22 protein-coding genes are annotated in these 19644 nt (G+C 49.0%); 5 read left to right on the top strand and 17 right to left on the bottom strand.

Features of this window, described 5'->3' with window-relative positions:
* Positions 1-8: 8 nt before the first annotated feature.
* The 8 genes from era to rpoE form a co-directional block, all read right to left on the bottom strand.
* A complete protein-coding gene (gene era / locus EDI28_RS22520; RefSeq protein ID WP_128786127.1) occupies positions 9-914 on the bottom strand; it encodes a GTPase Era in 906 nt (301 codons plus the stop codon).
* Positions 911-1585, bottom strand: coding sequence for a ribonuclease III (gene rnc, locus EDI28_RS22525; RefSeq protein ID WP_128786128.1), 675 nt, complete (start codon positions 1583-1585; stop codon positions 911-913). Before rnc ends, era begins: the two co-directional genes overlap by 4 nt.
* 10 nt (positions 1586-1595) lie before the next feature.
* The gene (lepB, locus tag EDI28_RS22530) at positions 1596-2495 is read right to left on the bottom strand and encodes a signal peptidase I (RefSeq protein WP_128786129.1); all 900 of its coding nucleotides are present in this window, start codon (positions 2493-2495) and stop codon (positions 1596-1598) included.
* Positions 2496-2631: 136 nt separating this feature from the next.
* On the bottom strand, positions 2632-4428 hold the full coding sequence (gene lepA, locus EDI28_RS22535; protein WP_128786130.1) for a translation elongation factor 4: 1797 nt from the start codon (positions 4426-4428) through the stop codon (positions 2632-2634).
* Positions 4429-4507: 79 nt separating this feature from the next.
* The gene (locus tag EDI28_RS22540; RefSeq protein ID WP_128786131.1) at positions 4508-5005 is read right to left on the bottom strand and encodes a SoxR reducing system RseC family protein; all 498 of its coding nucleotides are present in this window, start codon (positions 5003-5005) and stop codon (positions 4508-4510) included.
* Positions 5002-5991 (bottom strand): sigma-E factor regulatory protein RseB, encoded by a 990-nt coding sequence (rseB, locus tag EDI28_RS22545; protein ID WP_128786132.1) that lies wholly within the window; start codon positions 5989-5991, stop codon positions 5002-5004. Before rseB ends, EDI28_RS22540 begins: the two co-directional genes overlap by 4 nt.
* Before the next feature lie 11 nt (positions 5992-6002).
* Positions 6003-6662: an RseA family anti-sigma factor gene (locus tag EDI28_RS22550; protein ID WP_128786133.1), complete on the bottom strand. Its 660-nt coding sequence runs from the start codon at positions 6660-6662 to the stop codon at positions 6003-6005.
* A gap of 25 nt (positions 6663-6687) precedes the next feature.
* Positions 6688-7266, bottom strand: coding sequence for an RNA polymerase sigma factor RpoE (rpoE, locus tag EDI28_RS22555; protein WP_128786134.1), 579 nt, complete (start codon positions 7264-7266; stop codon positions 6688-6690).
* A gap of 384 nt (positions 7267-7650) precedes the next feature.
* Between rpoE and nadB the strand changes: the two genes are divergently transcribed.
* Positions 7651-9270 (top strand): L-aspartate oxidase, encoded by a 1620-nt coding sequence (gene nadB / locus EDI28_RS22560; RefSeq protein WP_128786135.1) that lies wholly within the window; start codon positions 7651-7653, stop codon positions 9268-9270.
* 99 nt (positions 9271-9369) lie between these two features.
* On the opposite strand, the gene EDI28_RS22565 is transcribed toward nadB, so the two are convergent.
* From EDI28_RS22565 to EDI28_RS22575, 3 genes are all read right to left on the bottom strand, one after another.
* Entirely contained in the window at positions 9370-11199 is a 1830-nt protein-coding gene (locus EDI28_RS22565) for a methyl-accepting chemotaxis protein (protein ID WP_128786136.1), read from the bottom strand.
* Between the two features lie 214 nt (positions 11200-11413).
* Positions 11414-11848: a protein YgfX gene (locus EDI28_RS22570; protein ID WP_164918611.1), complete on the bottom strand. Its 435-nt coding sequence runs from the start codon at positions 11846-11848 to the stop codon at positions 11414-11416.
* Complete coding sequence (locus tag EDI28_RS22575; RefSeq protein ID WP_128786138.1) at positions 11817-12077, bottom strand: FAD assembly factor SdhE; 261 nt, start codon at positions 12075-12077, stop codon at positions 11817-11819. Before EDI28_RS22575 ends, EDI28_RS22570 begins: the two co-directional genes overlap by 32 nt.
* 291 nt (positions 12078-12368) lie before the next feature.
* Here EDI28_RS22575 and ygfZ point away from each other — a divergent pair, with 291 nt between their 5' ends.
* The 3 genes from ygfZ to EDI28_RS22590 are packed head-to-tail and all read left to right on the top strand — an operon-like array spanning position 12369 to position 14774.
* Positions 12369-13349, top strand: coding sequence for a tRNA-modifying protein YgfZ (ygfZ, locus tag EDI28_RS22580; RefSeq protein ID WP_128786139.1), 981 nt, complete (start codon positions 12369-12371; stop codon positions 13347-13349).
* Positions 13350-13352: 3 nt separating this feature from the next.
* Positions 13353-13814 carry an aminoacyl-tRNA deacylase gene (locus tag EDI28_RS22585; RefSeq protein WP_128786140.1) on the top strand — a complete coding sequence of 154 codons (462 nt, stop codon included), beginning with the start codon at positions 13353-13355 and terminating at the stop codon, positions 13812-13814.
* A 21-nt stretch (positions 13815-13835) separates the two neighbouring features.
* Entirely contained in the window at positions 13836-14774 is a 939-nt protein-coding gene (locus EDI28_RS22590; protein ID WP_128786141.1) for a LysR substrate-binding domain-containing protein, read from the top strand.
* Between the two features lie 31 nt (positions 14775-14805).
* Here EDI28_RS22590 and nqrM read toward each other — a convergent pair whose 3' ends face one another.
* From nqrM to EDI28_RS22605, 3 genes are read right to left on the bottom strand one after another with little or no spacing between them, the layout of a single operon-like run.
* Positions 14806-15000, bottom strand: coding sequence for a (Na+)-NQR maturation NqrM (gene nqrM, locus EDI28_RS22595; protein ID WP_128786142.1), 195 nt, complete (start codon positions 14998-15000; stop codon positions 14806-14808).
* Complete coding sequence (locus EDI28_RS22600) at positions 14997-15473, bottom strand: NifB/NifX family molybdenum-iron cluster-binding protein (protein WP_128786143.1); 477 nt, start codon at positions 15471-15473, stop codon at positions 14997-14999. The genes nqrM and EDI28_RS22600 overlap by 4 nt, the downstream gene beginning before the upstream one ends.
* Position 15474: 1 nt before the next feature.
* The gene (locus EDI28_RS22605; protein ID WP_128786144.1) at positions 15475-15816 is read right to left on the bottom strand and encodes a DUF134 domain-containing protein; all 342 of its coding nucleotides are present in this window, start codon (positions 15814-15816) and stop codon (positions 15475-15477) included.
* 478 nt (positions 15817-16294) lie between these two features.
* Between EDI28_RS22605 and EDI28_RS22610 the strand changes: the two genes are divergently transcribed.
* Positions 16295-16504, top strand: a complete 210-nt coding sequence (locus tag EDI28_RS22610; RefSeq protein WP_128786145.1) for a DUF1107 domain-containing protein — start codon at positions 16295-16297, stop codon at positions 16502-16504.
* Between the two features lie 91 nt (positions 16505-16595).
* Here the strand turns inward: EDI28_RS22610 and gcvH are convergent, their stop codons facing one another.
* The 3 genes from gcvH to ubiH all read right to left on the bottom strand — a co-directional run bounded on the left by gcvH (position 16596) and on the right by ubiH (position 19634).
* Positions 16596-16979 carry a glycine cleavage system protein GcvH gene (gene gcvH / locus EDI28_RS22615; RefSeq protein ID WP_325062649.1) on the bottom strand — a complete coding sequence of 128 codons (384 nt, stop codon included), beginning with the start codon at positions 16977-16979 and terminating at the stop codon, positions 16596-16598.
* A gap of 262 nt (positions 16980-17241) precedes the next feature.
* Positions 17242-18450, bottom strand: coding sequence for an FAD-dependent 2-octaprenylphenol hydroxylase (locus EDI28_RS22620; RefSeq protein WP_199287480.1), 1209 nt, complete (start codon positions 18448-18450; stop codon positions 17242-17244).
* Positions 18447-19634: a 2-octaprenyl-6-methoxyphenyl hydroxylase gene (gene ubiH / locus EDI28_RS22625; protein WP_128786147.1), complete on the bottom strand. Its 1188-nt coding sequence runs from the start codon at positions 19632-19634 to the stop codon at positions 18447-18449. Before ubiH ends, EDI28_RS22620 begins: the two co-directional genes overlap by 4 nt.
* Positions 19635-19644: the final 10 nt, after the last annotated feature.

Raw genomic sequence — 19644 nt, forward strand, 5'->3', positions numbered from 1 at the left:
GGTGTCCCTTACAGGTCGTCGATGTAACCTAGGCTTCGTAGTGCACGTTCGTCATCTGCCCAGCCTGATTTCACTTTCACCCAAAGCTCCAAGTACACCTTGCGCTCAAACAGATCTTCCATATCAATACGGGCTTCTCGACCTATGACTTTCATTTTCTCGCCATTTTTGCCGATCACCATTTTCTTCTGGCCTTTTCGCTCGACCAGAATCAAACCATTGATATCAAAACCATTCGTGCGCGGGTTAAAATCAAAACGCTCAATTTCAACCGTCACTGAATATGGCAGCTCTTCACCCAAAAAGCGCATCAGCTTTTCGCGGATAATTTCCGATGCCATAAAGCGCTGTGAACGATCTGTCACATACTCTTCAGGGAAGTAGTATTCACCTTCAGGTAAATGCTCGCGTACAATTTTTTCCACGGCATCTACGTTGGTGCCACTCTTCGCAGAAATTGGCACGACATCGACAAAATCCATCTTTTTAGACAGCTCTTCCAGATGCGGGAACAGCTCATGCTTATCTTTTACGTTGTCGACTTTATTGATCAGCAGTACTGTCGGCAGCTCACTTTTAATCAGCTTGTTCAGTACCATCTCATCATCGGCCGTCCACACGGTACCGTCGACAAGGAACAGTACCAGTTCAACGTCAGTCAAAGAACTGCTTGCAGCACGGTTCATCAGCCGGTTGATAGTCCGTTTTTCTTCAATGTGAAGACCTGGAGTATCAATAAACACGGCTTGATAACCATCACGGGTATCAACCCCCATAATACGGTGGCGGGTGGTCTGAGGCTTACGTGAGGTGATCGATAACTTCTGCCCAACCAAACGGTTGAGCAAAGTTGATTTACCGACATTCGGTCGGCCGACGATGGCAATAAAGCCGCAATGCTGTGTGTCTGTCATGATTCCAACTGCTTAAGCGCAATTTCTGCTGCTGCCTGCTCTGCCTTGCGCCGACTGCCGCCTTTACCGATTACAGGCTTATCCAAGCCTGTTACTTCACATTGTACCGTGAACTCTTGATTATGAGCTTCACCGTGTACCTTAGTTACAGTATATGCCGGAAGCGGTAAACGGCGCCCCTGCAGACACTCTTGAAGACGCGTTTTCGGATCTTTTTGATTGATACCCGGCTGAATCGTATCTAAACGCGACTGATACCAGCTCAATACAATCTTACGAACAACTTCAATGTCACTATCGAGGTAGATCGCACCGATGATCGCTTCAACGCAATCGGCCAGAATAGAATCACGGCGGAAACCACCACTCTTCAATTCACCCGGACCAAGCAGAAGGTGATCACCGAGGTCAAATTCGCGACCAAGCTCGGCCAGCGTCTTCCCACGCACTAAAGTTGCACGCATACGGCTCATATCACCTTCATCCACATTGGGGAAACGGTGGTACAAGTCATCTGCGATAACAAAGCTCAAAATCGAATCGCCGAGGAACTCCAGGCGCTCGTTATGCGTCCCATTGGCACTACGGTGTGTCAATGCCAGGGTCATTAAATCAATATTATTAAATTGATACCCCAGCTTACGCTGGAGTCTATTAGCAGGAGATGTCATTTTATCCCGATCAGTTTATGCCACCGATGCGACTAAAGCGCACACCGGTAGGAATCCAAGATGGAAGTGCGCTATCAGCGCCTCGTTCAAATTCAAAGCTGATCCAGATCCCGACCGCCTTACCAACTAGGTTGGCTTCAGGCACAAAGCCCCAATAACGGCTATCTGCACTGTTGTCGCGGTTATCACCCATCACGAAGTACTGGCCTTCAGGAACAACCCACTCACTCACGCCCGGACGCGGCTGATAAGCCAATGTACGGTCACGCTTAAGCGGGTGCACCAGGATCTGGTGTTCTTGCTCACCCAGTTTTTCGTTGAACTGGACCAAACGTGTCATACCCTGACTGAACTCGCTGTCAGTCATATTTTCTAGCGGTACCGGCGTACACTCGGCTGCACCTTTTGGCGCAACACAAACCTGCTTGTGGGCACTATAGCGAACCGTGTCGCCCGGCATACCCACGACGCGCTTGATGTAATCAATTTGTGGTTGAGGCGGAAACTTAAATACCACGATATCACCACGTTCTGGCTCGCCCGTTTCTATCAGCTTGTGACGGAAAACAGGATCTCGCAGACCGTAGGCATATTTCTCAACCAGGATGAAGTCTCCAACGAGCAATGTCGGCATCATCGAACCGGATGGGATCTGGAACGGCTCATAAATAAATGAGCGAAATACCATAATTAACGCAATCACCGGAAACATCGAGCTGGCTGATTCCACCCAACTCGGTTGCGGTGCTACGGCTTGTAGGGTATTAGCATCGACTTGATCGCCAGCATTTGCGGCAGCCGCTTCAATTTTCAATTGACGTTTCGGAGCCCAGATAAACTTATCCAGTGCCCAAATGATCCCGGTGACCAGCGTTGCCAGTACCAGAATTAGCGAAAAAGTATTTGCCATTTTAATCCCTAATAAATGTAACAGTGCAGCAAGAAAATCTTGCTGCACTGCTCATTGACACTTGCTTCAAAATACCGGAGTTGCCCCCGGTCATTGTTATATTTTCTGAGGCAATAACAATGAGTAAAGTAGTTACTTACTTGTCTTTACCTACATGCAGAATCGCCAAGAAAGCTTCCTGAGGCAGTTCGACGTTACCGATCTGCTTCATACGCTTCTTACCTTCTTTCTGCTTCTGTAGCAGTTTCTTCTTACGGCTAATATCGCCACCATAACATTTTGCGATTACGTTTTTGCGTAACTGTTTCACCGTAGCTCGCGCAATGATCATGCCGCCGATAGCAGCCTGGATAGCAATATCAAACATCTGACGAGGAATAAATTCCTTCATCTTGTCAACTAAATCACGACCGCGACCGTTTGCATTGTCTTTATGCGTAATGATTGCCAGCGCATCAACACGCTCGCCATTGATCATTACATCGACACGTACCATGTTTGACGGTTCGTAACGCTGGAAGTTGTAATCCAGTGATGCATAGCCACGTGATGTTGATTTCAGGCGGTCAAAGAAGTCCAGTACCACTTCAGACATTGGAATGTCATAAGTAAGGGCCACTTGGTTACCGTGGTAAACCATATCCACCTGTACACCACGTTTCTCGATACACAACGTGATCACGTTACCCAGGTACTCAGAAGGAACCAAGATATTACAGCGTGCAATTGGCTCACCAATCACATCGATATCGTTAACTGCCGGTAGCTTCGCAGGGCTATCAACAAACACGGTTTCACCACGTGTGGTCTCTACCTGGTAAACAACCGTTGGCGCCGTTGTAATCAGAGCAAGATCGTATTCACGCTCCAAACGCTCCTGGATAATTTCCATGTGTAGCATACCAAGGAAACCACACCGGAAACCAAAGCCAAGCGCAGACGAGCTCTCTGGTTCATAGAATAGAGAAGCATCGTTCAGACTTAACTTGCCAAGCGCATCACGGAAGTTCTCGTAATCATCAGATGATACAGGGAACAGACCGGCATAAACCTGAGGCTTCACTTTCTGGAAACCCGGTAATGCGTCTTCACAGCCATCTTTAGCCAGTGTGATGGTATCACCGACTGGTGCACCTAAGATGTCTTTGATACCACAAACAACCCAACCTACTTCGCCAGTGTTTAGCTCTGTTGTGTCAATTTGTTTTGGCGTAAAGATACCAAGGCGGTCAATGCCCCACACCTGACCGGTGCTCATCATTTTTATTTTAGCGTTTTTCTTCAACGAGCCATTCTTAACTCGAACCAAAGAAACAATACCCAAATAGTTATCAAACCATGAGTCAATAATCAGTGCTTGTAACGGTGCATCTGGATCACCTTCTGGTGGTGGAATAGCCGAAACAATGTTCTCTAATACATCGTCGACCCCCACCCCCGTCTTCGCGGAACAACGAGTTGCTTCAAGCGCATCGATACCAACGATTTCTTCAATTTCTTCTGAAACACGCTCAGGATCGGCTGCTGGCAAGTCAATCTTGTTCAAGATTGGCACCACTTCCAAGTCCATTTCCATGGCAGTGTAGCAGTTCGCCAAGGTCTGAGCTTCTACGCCCTGACCGGCATCAACAACCAATAAGGCGCCTTCACAAGCTGCCAATGAACGGGAGACTTCGTATGAGAAGTCAACATGCCCCGGGGTGTCGATAAAGTTTAATTGGTAGGTTTCGCCATCTTTAGCAGTGTAATCAAGCGTTACACTCTGTGCTTTGATGGTGATACCGCGTTCGCGTTCAAGATCCATGGAATCCAGAACCTGCGCAGCCATTTCACGATTGGAAAGGCCACCACAGACTTGGATCAAGCGGTCGGATAAGGTCGACTTACCATGGTCGATATGTGCAATAATCGAAAAGTTACGAATGTGCTTCATGAATTGGCGTGACTAACTCGTGATTAAAAAATGAATGGGATCTACAGATCAAGTTAACAGATTCTACCGAATTTCACGGCTAGCCGCTATCTTTCGATGCGGCATTTATTGCGCCATCAGCAGATATAGGGTCGCCCAATACCCGAATAAGGCTTGGTTTGTAGGCCGAATTGCCTTCCAGACGCTTGGCAAAGCGCCGCGCAAGCAACAAACCGACTGCCGCGCTGAGCACTGCCGTCAGGATAACTCCCAGCTCACCACTACCCGCCAAATCAACGAACCACCACTGCCCAAGTACTGCTCCCAGAACTAAGAATAGCAAAGGCAGCACATAAACCAGTATTGCAGAGTGCAGCATACTTCGCTCAGACAAGCCGATTTCGACAACTTCGCCGATGGAAACACGCGTTTGGGTCACTATTTTCACCAAGTGACTGCGCCCCGGCGTAGCCTTGCTGACAATACCGGTTCCGCAACTATCGCGGGAGGCACAGTGGCCACAGCTGGTCTGCTGCTGGCATGTCACCGTAATTATACCGGGGTCGACGGCAACAACCGTCGCCAATGAACGCATCATGGCGTGGTCTCTCCTGACGCACTTACCTTGCCCGCCACAAACGCTACAGATTCAGCCACTCGCCGGGCGGTAGCCGGCGGAATATCTCCTACTACGGTCACTTCTTTATCATTGAGCAGGTAGCTGTGCAGCGTTCGCCGTCCCTGACGCACCAATTGCTCCCGAACGGTAAAATTGTCGGCAGCTGATACATAGATAGAAAAGCTAAATAAGCCATCACTGTACATTTTGCTCTCAACCGGGCGCTCCGTCATCATCAGGCGGTGGCGGTTACGGGAAACCGATTCAAAGCCCTGGGGCAACCAGTTGGCCTGCCAGCTCAGCTCAGCCTGTGGCTGGGGCGGCAGTTTAACAACAGCAGGCAACTCCACCGTTTTCAGGCTTCTCAGCACATCGCCGACTTTCGGGTTCACAACATAAGAGACGGCACGGTACTGCTCGAGCGGCTCTCCATCACGATCGAGCAGATCTGCACGCATCACCAGCTTGCTTCGGGTATCAACCCACAACAAATAGGAATAACGCGCCCCGTCTTTCGGCGCAATACGAATCACGTCACAGGCAACACCGGCCTCTCGTGCTCGCCCCATGGAAATGAAATCATAAAACTGAGCCAGTTCATTAATATCCGACTTCATAATTGGTGGCAGGGGAGCGACCATTTTATTGCTTTTGATCGTGAACGGGTCAAGGCCAGGCTCAAAATAGCTGACCTCGCTACCACGCTGGATCACCTCACGCGGCGGCCCACTCAGATAAACAAGGTGCGCATATGTCTCACCATCTTCAAACGTATGACGATAGCGTATCGGTTCAATACTATTTTTTTTAATGAGTATATATGACAGCTCATAACTAAGCTCACGGCTAGCCTCATCCATTTGATGCAACAAAGCCTCTGCCGAAGATACCGAATCTTCCGCAGAGGCTTGCAATGGCATCATAAGGCTGACCAGTGTCACTACACCGACCAGAATTTTTCTCATTTATCCGCCAATCAGTTTGCTTCTAGCAACGTTTTATCAATGCTGCCATCTTCGGCATTCAAACGCAGCTGTAATTCATAGTCCTGAAGCATCGCGTTAATACGACGTCGCTGCTCCATAACTTGTGCTTCACTCGGTGCGTTATGGTTGTTGCTACGCACAGAATCCCGGGTCAGACTAACAGGTTCGGCCGTGCCGGAAAAAGGAATTGTCTGTAGTACCGGCATCTGTGATTCAGCAGGTGTTCCAACGATACCCTCGTCACCACCGTTATATTGCTGAACCCCTACAATAACAGCCAGTGAGACACAGGCAGCGACAGCAACCTGGCCAAACTGAGTCAGCCAAGCAGGCATCATACGTTTTGCCTGTTGCGGTGTCGGCTGTGCCTCGACAGTTTCACGAGCGGTTGCAAGCTGAATCACTTGAGCTGGCTCTGCGCTGATATCAGCTAGCCCGGTATGCGCAGGCTCATTGTCTAAGGCCAACGCTACGCTTGCAGCAATATTCCAATCCTTGTTTTGCGGAGCTTCTCCCCGCATCACATCACCAATCAGGTTGAAGTGCTGCCAGGTTTGCTGGCTGTCATCATCAACGGCCAACGCATTAATAATGCTCTGATCCAGCTCTTCACCATCTAATAATGCCGAAATCTTTTGTTTATCAGCCATTTTTTTCACCGTATTGGCTTAACATTTATCGCTGCATTAGAGGACGAATACGTTTTTCAACCGCCTCTCGTGCACGGAAAATACGAGATCTTACCGTACCAACCGGACATCCCATGACTTCAGCAATTTCTTCATAACTCAAACCTTCCAGTTCGCGCAGAGTAATTGCCGTTTTGAGATCATCTGGTAACGCTTCAATGGTACTGAAGACTACCCGCTTCAATTCTTCAGACAACATTTGATTCTCAGGGTTCGATATTTCTTTCAAGGCATTTCCACTTTCGTAGTATTCTGCCTCTTCAGCATCTACATCAGACGCTGGCGGTCGGCGGCCCTGAGCGACCAAATAGTTCTTTGCCGTATTCACTGCAATTCGGTACAGCCATGTATAAAAAGCACTTTCACCACGAAATGTCGGTAAAGCACGATACGCTTTTATAAACGCTTCCTGAGCGACATCCGGCACGTCACCGGAGTTGCTGACATAACGGGCAACAAGGCTACATACCTTATTTTGATATTTAACCACCAGCAGATTAAATGCCTGCTTGTCACCACGCTGTACCCGCTCAATTAATACCTGATCAGTTTGCTGCTCGCTCATTCGAGCGTGTACTCCTATATCCGTCTTGCACTCGTGATTTCTAACTCGCCTGTCAACTGTCAGAGCAATAAGCCCCTGGCCTAAGGAAGTAAGCCTAGGTGCTCTTCATTACAACAGTAAAGCTCAATCAAAACAGGGTTGTATGAAAATATGAGCATGAGCACTATCTAAGACTCGGGTATAAAAGCAAAGTTCCCCGTGCCAAAGAAATTATTTCTCATTAATAGTGCGCGATTTTCTATTCGCAATGAAGCAGTATAACCATTGCATTAACTGGGCATTATACCGCGTCAATACGATAAGTGGTTAACTAACAGTCAAAAATGAACAATTGAGATGGAATTTGGTAACATAGAATGATTACCACAGGGATATGATATCGATATGAACGAAAACCGTGAACATATTTGCGATGTACTAGTCATTGGTAGCGGCGCAGCAGGATTATCGCTGGCGTTGCGCCTTGCGCCACTAGGGAAAGTAATGGTTCTGAGCAAGGGACCACGCAGCGAAGGCGCCACCTATTATGCCCAAGGCGGTATTGCAGCCGTCTTTGACGAATCGGACAGTGTTGAGTCCCATGTCCAGGATACCCAAATTGCCGGCGCGCATCTCTGTGATGACGAAGTCGTTCGCTTCATCGCCGAAAATGCCAAACACTGTGTCCAGTGGCTGATTGACGGCGGGGTACCGTTTGATCGCGAGGAAAGTGACAGTGATGATGCTCCTCGCTATCACCTGACCCGTGAAGGTGGCCACAGCCACCGTCGGATCCTGCATGCGGCAGATGCCACAGGCATGGCAGTACAAAACTCGCTACAAGACAATGTTCACAATCATCCTAATATCGAAGTACTGGAGCGCCATAATGCGCTGGATTTAATTACCAACCAGAAATTAGGCTATAGCGACGAGCCAAACCGGGTGCTGGGAGCCTATATCTGGAACCGCAACCACGAGATCGTCGAAACGGTCCGCGCCAAGTTTGTCGTATTGGCCACCGGCGGCGCTTCGAAAGTGTATCAGTACACCTCGAATCCAGACGTTTCTTCCGGGGATGGTATTGCCATGGCTTGGCGGGCCGGATGTCGGGTTGCCAACCTGGAGTTTAACCAGTTCCACCCGACCTGCCTATTCCACCCTGAGGCCAGGAATTTTCTGCTAACCGAAGCCCTACGCGGTGAAGGGGCCTACCTGCGCCGTCCTGACGGTAGCCGCTTTATGACAGACTTCGACGAACGTGCCGAACTGGCCCCCCGTGATGTCGTGGCGCGCGCAATTGATTTTGAAATGAAACGCCTGGGCGCAGATTGCATGTATCTGGATATCAGCCACAAACCGGCTGATTTCGTACAGAAGCATTTCCCAACCATCTACGAGAAGCTGCTGGGATACGGTATTGATATCACCAAGGAATCCATCCCTATTGTTCCTGCTGCCCACTATACTTGTGGTGGCGTCATCGTGGACAAAGAAGGACGTACGGATCTAAACGGCCTCTATGCCATCGGTGAAGTCAGCTATACCGGCCTGCACGGAGCCAACCGCATGGCTTCTAACTCGTTGCTGGAGTGTGTGGTCTATGCCTGGGCAGCAGCTGAAAGTATTGGGCAAAAACTGGATCAGGTTAGCATGCCCGAACACCTGCCGAGCTGGGATGAAAGCCAGGTTAGCTGTTCGGATGAAGAAGTCGTGATCCAACACAACTGGCATGAGCTCCGTCTGTTCATGTGGGACTATGTCGGCATCGTGCGCACAACCAAGCGCCTTGAGCGTGCCATGCGCCGCATCCAGCTGCTCAACGAGGAAATTGACGAGTACTACAGCAACTTCAGGGTGTCGAACAACCTACTGGAACTGCGTAATCTGCTTCAGGTTGCCGAGCTAATAGTTCGTTGTGCTCTAGAACGGAAAGAGAGCCTCGGCCTGCATTACAACCTTGACTTCCCTGAGCAGCAGGACAACTCAAAACCAACCGTTATCACACCAGATCAGCCGTGTTGAGTGCCTAGAAGCCAATATCGATATTCGAGATAAAAAAAGCGAGAGGTCCGTACCTCTCGCTTTTTGCTTTCCCTAGAAACTAGAAACTCGTACCAATTCCTAAACCTTAAACTCCGCAATAGCCTCATCAAGGGAAGAAGCCTGAGTTGCGACAGCATTGGCCGCCTGGGCATTTTCATGCGCCACCGAGGAGTTCAAATTGGTAATATCGCGAATCGAGGTGACATTCTGACCAATTTCATCAGAGACCAAACTTTGCTGTTCTACCGCAGCTGCAATCTGCGTGCTGGTATCCATAATCAACTGCATATCAGCCATGATCTGATTAATTCTTATTTCAGCATTGTCAGCCTGGGTCACACTCAGGTCGCCTTGTTCACGACAGCGCCCGATATGGACAACCACCTGATCGGTTTGCTCCTGCAGCGAGGCAATGATCGTGGTGATTTCTTCCGTCGACTGTCGAGTTCGCAATGCCAAAGATCGGACCTCGTCAGCAACAACCGCAAAGCCCCGGCCCTGTTCTCCAGCACGTGCAGCTTCAATCGCCGCGTTCAGTGCCAGCAGGTTAGTCTGCTCAGCAATTGCCTTGATAACATCCAATACGGAACCGATATTTTCCGACAACGTTGACAGGCTGGCCACTTCTTCACTGGTTTGAGACAGATCATCAGACAAGGTGCGGATACGCTCCTTCGTGGCACTCACCTCATTCAACCCTTCCTGCGCGCCGTTATAGCTTCGATCGGCATTGGCCGCGGCATTTTCGGTATTCGAGGCAATTTCACGGATAGTCACACCCATCTCAGTAATGGCTGTTGCTACCGAGTCAGTTTCCGACTGCTGCTGCTCCATTGCCTCTTCTGAATCCTGACTACGACGCTGAAGTTGCTCCGACGCAGTTCCCAGCTCGGTAACCGCTCCCTGAACATTACCGACCAGATTACGTAGGCTCGCCAATAAACCATTAAAGTTTACTGCCATTTCTGCAAGTTCATCGTTGCCATTTTCATCGGCGGTTTGGGTAAGGTCATTGCTCGAGGCAATGGTTGCCATCAACTCACTCAACCTCTGCACCCGGCGCTGTATCGACTGACTGATAAACCATGAAAGGCTAACCAGCACGATTATCACCATCAACACGGCTGCAATGGTTAACTGGCTGATTTGACTACGCTCAGCGTCAACCTTTGCCTCAAGCTGCAGCTCAAGCTCGGCAAACACTTCTTCAACCAAGTGAGACTGCTTGCGAATCTCACCCCGCAATCCCTGGTTATGACTTAAGCCAATAGCTTGTTGCTGCCGAATGATCTGCTCTGTGGTATGTGCAAAGCGGGTAAATACGGTACCAAAATCATTCTCTAGTTTTTGACCATATTGAGCATAAGCCTTCTGATAAGCCTCGAGGTACTCTTTATCTCCCGTAACAAGGAACAGCTTTGCCACTTCCTCGACACTATAGGCAGCCATAATACCACGCTGCTGCTCGCTGGCGACATTGACCAGTTGCTCCGAGTACTCGAAAAACTCACGGAACAGGCCATCTGAAGATGTCAGTCCGAGCTGCTGATACCCTTTGATCAGCGCCAGCATTCCACCCTGATAGTTCTTAATCGCTGTGGGCAGCATTTCCAGACTTGGAAGAGCAATCGATAGCCCATCAAGATCACTCTTAAGAACCGTCAGCTGTGATTGAAAATGATCATAATTTTTCTGAAATTTACCTTGATACTTCATATCCATCCGCAGCAGGAAATCTTTCTCGTTGCGGCGTAAATTAAGCAAAGTGACTTCGAGATGACTAACCGCTGCGCTGGAGTCATTGATCTTCATTACCCGCTCATTAGCCTTCCAGGTCATGCCCAGTACAGCCAAGAGAGCAACTACCGCCAGAGCGGTAAGCCCCAATAATTTATGTTTTATTTTCATGTCTACATCGTCCTTGCCTAATTACGCACCCTAGGCATGGGTATACAACCGTACTTCGGTAGTGCTGTTACAACCAAATTTAGCGGCCTTAACGGCAATATCTTTAGGGTATAAAAGTTATGACGATGGATAAAAAGGAACAATAATAAAAATAAAACACTGAAAAACAATTGTATTTCATTAAAATTAACCGCGAAAATTAATTGGGCACTTATTATTTACTGGTCGAATCAATAGACAAGTTATGGCATATCAAAGACAGCGAACGATATGCAGCCTCGTCACATGCATCATGACAGATCAGAAGCCAGCGACGCTGGCCTTGATAACGAAGGCGCCACAGCAACAAAAAACGACAACGAATTTTAACCCGATCTATAAACCATTGTTCGCGCTGCCACTGCAGCTCACCTGACAATTTGACCACCAGCCTTCCCTGCTGTGAACGACAATCAATAAGCCGTTGTAGCCACTCAAGCCATAACAGTTCCAAACAGACAATAACAACCGGGAAAGGAAGAACGGCACGGAGCCAGGAAAGCAGTAACAAGCTGGCCGCACAGGTATAGAGGAGTACCAGTACGGCAGCAGATAATCTGGAAGGCGTTATATCAAGATCAGCGAAGTTTGCTGTTGTTGTGGGCGACAATTTTGTCCACCATAGCTGCATGTGCAGGATTTTCGCTACGACCGTGCTGCATCATCCAAGTGAACAAATCAGGATCATCGCACGTCAGCAAAGAGATAAAATCACGCTGCTCTTGCTCTGGTAGCTGCTCAAAGCATTCTTCAAAGAACGGCATGATGATCACATCCAATTCCAGCATGCCACGACGGCATGCCCACTTAACGCGTGCCTTTTCTTCTGCACTCAACATATACAACCTCAACCTTTAACTTGGTCGTTCATACAATTTGCTCAATATTAGCAGTCCATGCCAAGGCCGACTATGCGCAGGAACAAGCAAAGCACCAAGATGAGACCTATGATCAATAATAACCATCCAAGTTAATCAGGTGTTTGGGCTGACAAATGCCTGCCGGCGTTTTAACATAGCAGGAACAAAGATATTCACCCAATCGGAGTAACTTGCCGCCATTGCTGTGCCTATTCTCAGGGTGAGAAGAGCACGGCCTCCTGCAGGTTACCAGCACATCATGGAAATCCTATGAGTACCTGGTCAAACGTTCTGAATTTCAAAAAAATTGCTTTAACTGCGCAAGATAGCCTGCCGGAACTGGCGTTGGTCGACCTCGCTGACTGGGGCCTGATCACCCTGATCGGCGAAGATAAAAAGTCTTATCTACAAGGTCAGGTTACCTGCGATGTCGCGACCCTGACAGCGGATCAATCGACCTTAGGCGCCCATTGCGACGCCAAGGGTAAAATGCGCACCATTTTCCGCTTATTCCATCACCGTGATGGTTATGGCTTCCTACAGCGCCAGAGTATCATGGCGACTCAGCTGCCAGAGCTGAAAAAATATGCCATTTTTTCCAAGGTCGATATCGAGCAAAGTAACGACGTTCTGCTTGGTCTTACCGGCAGCAAAGCCAACGAGGTTATCGAACGCGAATTTGGCGGCGAAGGTGATGTCCGGGCGATTACAGCCGGTACCGCAGTTAAAGTCGACGAACAACGCTGGTTGATTGCCGTAGCAACTGCCCAGGCTGAAGCGCTAGCCGGTAAACTGGCTACAGAAGCAGTGCTTTCCGACAGCACACTTTGGGATCTCTACGATATTCAGCACGCCATTCCACGCGTCGATGCGGCAACCGAATTGGAATTCATCCCCCAGGCGATGAACTTGCAGGCCGTCGATGCCATAAGCTTCAAAAAAGGCTGCTATACCGGACAGGAAACTGTCGCACGAGCCAAGTACCGGGGAATCAACAAACGCGCAATGTACATCGTCAGCGGCAATACCGAGCACTGTCCGCAACCAGGTGATGCCTTGGAGCGCAGTGTCGGCGAAAACTGGCGCAAGGGCGGCACTATTATTTCGGCCTACAAATTTGCTGATAGCCAAGCAATAGCCCTGGTCGGGCTGCCCAATGATCTTGATGAAGACAGTCAGTTCCGCCTCGCAGGACAAGACGCAAGCTGGCACAAGCTGCCGCTGCCCTACTCGCTGGAAGATGATCAATAAACAATGCAAACACCTGTCACTTTCTATTTAGAGCAAGAAGGAGTCGAGTACCGGCTCCTGCCCCACACTAAACCGGCCAAAACCGTCGATGAAGCCGCACAAGAACGTGGTGTCAATCCGGAGCAGATGGTCAAATCGATCCTGCTGCGAGACATGGGAGGATTTCATGTTCTGGCCTGCGTACCAGGCCCAGCCCAGGTCGATCCTAAAAAGGTCCGTACAATGTTTGGCTGCCGCCGGATGACCTGTGCCGATGCCAGTGATGTCGAAAAAGTCACCGGTCTGGTGATCGGCACCGTTGCGCCAATCGGGCTAAAACGCCCTCTGCCGGTTATTTTTGATCACAGCATCAAAAAACATCACAAGATCAATATCAGCAGCGGCGATCGTATGGCTGGTATCGAGTTAGAAACCGAAGATCTCCTTATCCTTTGCGATCCAATGTTTGCTGATATCTGCCGCTGATGACAAAAAAGAGGGACAATAGTGAAGAATATCAACTGGCGAGGTGTCGATCTCAATTTGCTGATCGCTTTTTCAGCCTTGATGGAAACCCGGAGTGTCACCAAAGCTGCTGCGAAATTGTCTCTCGGTCAATCGGCAATGAGCCACAATCTGTCTCGGCTTCGGGCGCTGATCAACGATCCGCTATTTGAACGTCAGGGACACCAGATGGTTGCCACCGACAAAGCCATTGAGCTTGCACCGGTGATCGACAATATTCTTCATCTGGTCACCACCGAAATTCTACAGCCCGGTGATTTTACGCCCCACAACTACCGTGGCAGTTTTCGCATCGGGCTAACCGATTATGCCGAGCTCTTGTTTGCCCCGGCCTTGTTCGATGCTATAACTAAACAAGCTCCCTACTGCCAGCTCAGTTTCTGCAATGTAGACCGCAACAACTTCCAATCAGCGATTGAGGCACAAAAAATCGATCTGATTATTGGATCCATGACGGATCTGCCGCGAGAGTTCGATAGCCAGTATCTGTATACCGAAGATCATGTTTGCCTGTTCGACAAGCAGACAACCGGATTACATCCACCTATCGATCTAGCCCGCTATATCGCAACCCCACAGGCTTTGGTAACTCCTGACGGCAAGCTGGCCAGTGCCGTTGATACCGAGTTATTGCAACAAGGCTTCAACCGCCATATTGCTGTCGGATCGAGCAACTTTATGACCATTCGCCACTTGCTGACAGGCCGCAATTTAATCTGCGTGGTCTCCACCCTGATGGCGCGAGTCGAGATATTTCACGATAAGCTGACCCAGTGCCCGCCACCAGTCAATATCCCTGACTTTGATATCAATATGCTGTGGCTGCGCAGAAACGGCAGCCATCCCAGGATAGAGTGGCTGCGGCAAGTCGTGAGCCGGACAATAACCAGACGAGTGGAGGATCTACGCCAGCGATCCTAGGGTGTACAAGTAGGGCTAGCACCCTGCTTGCCTACTCTTTTTCTGGCTCCTGGATCTGATAGAGCTTATGACTATCACACGGCTGATCACAATTACATTCCTTTTCAACCCCGACACCGGCAAGGCCTCCGCAGCTTCCCTTGATCGTCTGCTTTTTAACAATCCAACCTATCGCCATTGCAACAATAACCAGCAGAAAAACCATCATGGTCAATAAAAACGTCATAACTTTAGTCCTCCTACCTTAGTCAGACCCGACAATGACAATTTTTTATTCATCGCTGTACCAATTTTTGCGGGCGCAACTTGTTTCTTGCTGCCACAACCACAGCCGCAGTCCCCTTTTTCGCGCTTACACGGCCGTCCTTGCTCTGCTGTTGCCAGCTGTTCTCTTGCGGCATCGCCATTCAATACCGATGAGACACTACTCCGTGTAGGCACCCGGATCACCGAGAATCCGGCCTTTAACAACCTTGCCAACGATCGCTGACCAACATTGCCAAGGATAATTTCGCTAACACCCAGTTCACTCAACTGGTGTTGAAGGCGTTTTTTATGCTTACAGCCAATCTCACGACGACCTGCATTGTCAAGAGTGGTTAAAGGTTGCCCCTGTTCATCAAATACCAAAAAAGCAGCAGCTTTACCAAAATGTCCTGCCACTTCATTTCGTGGCGTAATTGCAATTGCGAGCGACATTCTAATGATCCTTCTTGTCGACCTGTCGATCCGCATCGACTGACTGTGATGTTAAAGATGATAACGAGGCTGGCTGGAGTTCCAGTGCCTTGCCCTTTACTAGAGCCTGTGCAACTTTATTTCTCGCCCGAGCAATAATATTGCCTAGGGTTTGCCGGGAAACACCCAGCTCCTGCGCAGCAGCCTGCTGATGGAGGCCATTTAGGTCCACCAGCCTAATTGCTTCCAGCTCATCTGGCGCAAGCACAATACTTTCTAGCTGCGACATCGGGACGCCATTAGGCTTAAAACAGCTATGTGCCGGGCGACATCCTATTCTGCGATGTATTTTGGGTCTGGGCATAACATCCTCTTTTCTAGCATATGCCAACAACAGTCATATTATTAGCATATGCTAAAAACAAACCTTGATCCCGAACAGAAAATCGAAGAAAACTTAAAACACCTCAGACCAGCACCTATATTCAGCACAAAACACTAAATTTACGACAGGCAAAATCTATATTGCCCTAGAAGACTTGATAGGAAGAGCAGAGCTCATTAAAAATATGTATACAAGTGCCCATTGGTAAAATCTCTAAGATCATAATATAAAAACAATAAATGAAATAAACCGCGATATTTGTAACTTTCATTTACATAAGCCAGTTATTTTTCAAAGAAAATAAAAAGCACAATCATCTAAAAATCAAGCAGTAGCACAAAAAAATACACCGCCGTGATTAATTTAACATTATTATTATGCTGTAATCATCACATAACTTTCATAACCTCTATTTTATAATTCCTGCCGTTAGGAACCCATACAAGGTTAGCTTTATATGCGCATGTTCAAACGCTACGTGCCTAAAATGATAGCAAAGCACGTAAGCCGTTTATTTAGTGGAAGGATCTATATTGATGGCCGAGGAGGCTATGAATTCAACAATGGAATGTTGCTTGTGCCAGTAAAAGCCCAGCAACGACATTTTCAGACCGTTAACGAGGTTAATCAGGAAATCAAACGACTAAAAGAATTCTCGTTATTGTAATTTATTAAAATGTTGGCCCGCTTCATTCAAAGCCCACCCTTGCGTGGGCTTTATACACCCAAGTAACCTGGGTATGGTCATGAATGACTCCTTATTCAGACTCATCGACCAAATCTAGATAGTTATCCGCATCCAGCAAATCAGCGAACTCGCCTTCATCTTCGACTTTGATCTGAAATAGCCAGCCGTCACCATAAGGATCGCTATTGAGCAACTCAGGCGAGTTTTCTAACTCTTCATTTATTGCAACCACAAAACCGGTCAAAGGTGCGTAGACATCAGACGCTGCTTTTACTGATTCGGCGACCGCACAGTCTTCGCCGGCCTCTGTCGCTGCATCCAATTCGGGTAAATCAACAAAAACCATATCACCCAACATAGACTGGGCATGATCGGTAAGACCTACGGTATAGACACCATCACCTTCCGGACGTACCCATTCATGGGTATTGGTAAATTTCAACTCAGAGGGAATATAGCTCATGGTGGTACTTCCTTTTGAAAGCCTGCCTATCGCCCTTAACTCAACGCGATGAAAGCAGATAAGTTAAAACACAGTTACAGCACTTCAACTAACATAACTGCCGTCAGTCTCTAATTCGTATTCAAATTCCTGTTATTTACTGTAGGAGAAAAAATCAAAAAGTGATCAATAAAATCCCTATGAATTAGCGACAAACAAAAAAACCGCCTCAGGAGAGACGGTTTATTTTTCAAACACCAGGATTAGCAACCAGTTAGTGCTTCGCTATATCCGGTAACTCACCAGACAAACCCAATGCCCGACGCATAAACTCATCTTTCACACCCGGGGTTTTATCGGCGATAAACATACCAATGTCTCGCACCAGTTTTTTGGCCGGATTACTACCGGCAAATAGGTCGCGAAACGCCTGCATCGCCGTAATCATTTTCGCAGCCTCGGCTTTGCGCCAGCGCTCATACTGACGTAAATTCACTTTCTTACCTATATCCTGTTCTTGCTGCCACAGGAGTTTCAGCTCTTGTGCCAAGCTCGCAGCATCAAGCAACCCCAGATTCACGCCCTGCCCTGCCAACGGGTGGATGGTATGGGCGGCATCGCCGACGAGCGCAACCCGCTCACGCACAAAGTCACGGGCATAACGCATTTTCAATGGAAATGCCTGACGCGCGCCTTCGACTCGGCATAGTCCGAGTCGGTGATCAAAGGCGGCAGTCAGTGTTTTGTTAAATTCATCATCAGACATCGCACAAAGCTGCTCGGCTTCCCGCGGATCCACAGACCAGACTATCGAGCAAAGATCACTGGCTGGCAAAGGCAGAAAAGCCAATGGCCCCTGCGGGCGAAAAATCTGGCGAGCCGTTCGCTCGTGAGCTTCCGTACAACGGATGTTAGCAACGATCGCACTGTGGCCGTAATCCCAGTGAGTTAATGGAATATCAAGCTGCTGACGCAACCAAGAATTGGCCCCATCGGCCCCAACAACCAGTTTAGCCGTCAGGCTTTTGCCCGATTCTAGGCTAAGCCAGGCTTCACTTTCGCCAAAGGCAATGTTCTGACACCGCTCTGGTGCCAGCAATGTCACATTGGGTAATTGCTGTACCCGCTCGAGCAATGCCAGCTGGATCACTCGGTTCTCGACAATATGGCCCAAGTTAGGCTGGGCCAGGCGTCCGGCGTCAAATTCGATACTGGCAAAACTGTCCAGCTCCCAGACCTCCATCTTGCTATACGGGCTCAGACGGCGCGATTCAATACCCGGCCAGGCACCAACGCGGTGTAAAATACGCTCACTGGCTCGGCTTAAGGCAGAAACACGCAAATCCGGCAATGGTTCAAGCTCTTGCTCGGGTAACCGGCCTTCAATTACCGCCACTCGCAACTCGGTATCAGCGAGCGCGGCGGCCAGCGTTAAGCCCACCATTCCGCCACCAATAATGGCAACATCTACACTTTGCATCATCGTTCTACCTGTCCCATTGCCCGCCTAACCAGCGGTGTTTTTAAAATATCACATAGGCTCATCGCCATCAGGCCAATATTCCTGCCAGCGATCAGCGGAAAGCTGTTGTTGGCAAACAAGCTGACCAGGCCTGCAGTCATATTGATGGTCGCCTCACGATCCGGTGTACGGCGCTGACGATAGCGGCTCAAGATGCTAGCACTGCCCGGCTCTTCGCCGGCCTCCAGCCCCTTGGCGACTTCTTCAGCCAAGGTCATCACATCACGCAAGCCAAGGTTGAATCCCTGACCGGCAATCGGGTGCAAGGTCTGCGCGGCATTACCGACCACAGCAACCCGATGAGAAATTAACCGCTGAGATTGACGCAACAATAGCGGGTAGGCACAACGGGATCCCGTTTTCACCAGTTGCCCGAGCCGCCAGCCAAACGCCTTCTGCAGCTCAGTCAAGAACTGCTCATCACTCCACTCCATCACCTTATACTGTTCTTCCGGGCGGATGCACCATACTAACGAGCTACGCCCTTCCGACATCGGCAGCAACGCAACAGGCCCGTAAGGAGTAAAGCGTTCAAATGCCCGTCCCTGATGGGCTTCAGCCGTCGTGATGTTGGCAATAACAGCAATCTGCTCAAAATCATACTCACTGCGTCCCATGTTCAACATCTCACAGCAAGCTGACAAAGCACCGTCTGCCGTTACCAGCAACTTGCCAGAAATAGTATCGCCTTGATCCAAAGTCAGGGTTACCGCTGCTTGGCTTCGCTTAATATCGGTAATAACGGCCGGACAGAACAAGCTAACAGGTTCAAGCTCATCAAGTTGTTTATGCAATACAGCACCTGCATCGGCAAGCTCTACAACATAACCCAACGCATCAACAGCCTGCTCATCGGCATCAACATGTACGATGCCTGCATGCCCCTGATCAGAAACATGAATATGTGAAATCGGTGTAGCCACTTCCGCCATCGGCGGCCAAATACCAATATCCCGCAGGATATTGGCCGAGCCCAACGACAGCGCGATACTCCGCGCGTCATAGCCCGGGTGTTGATCCAATTTGGGTGCAACGGCTTCAACAACTGCTATTTTCAGCAGGCCATTGCTGAGTGTATTAAGTGCAATTGCCAGTGTTGCGCCCGCCATTGCTCCACCAGCAATGACCACATCATACTGCTTCACATCCAGCCCC

It is taken from the genome of Photobacterium chitinilyticum (genome assembly GCF_004104355.1).
GTDB lineage: Bacteria > Pseudomonadota > Gammaproteobacteria > Enterobacterales > Vibrionaceae > Photobacterium > Photobacterium chitinilyticum.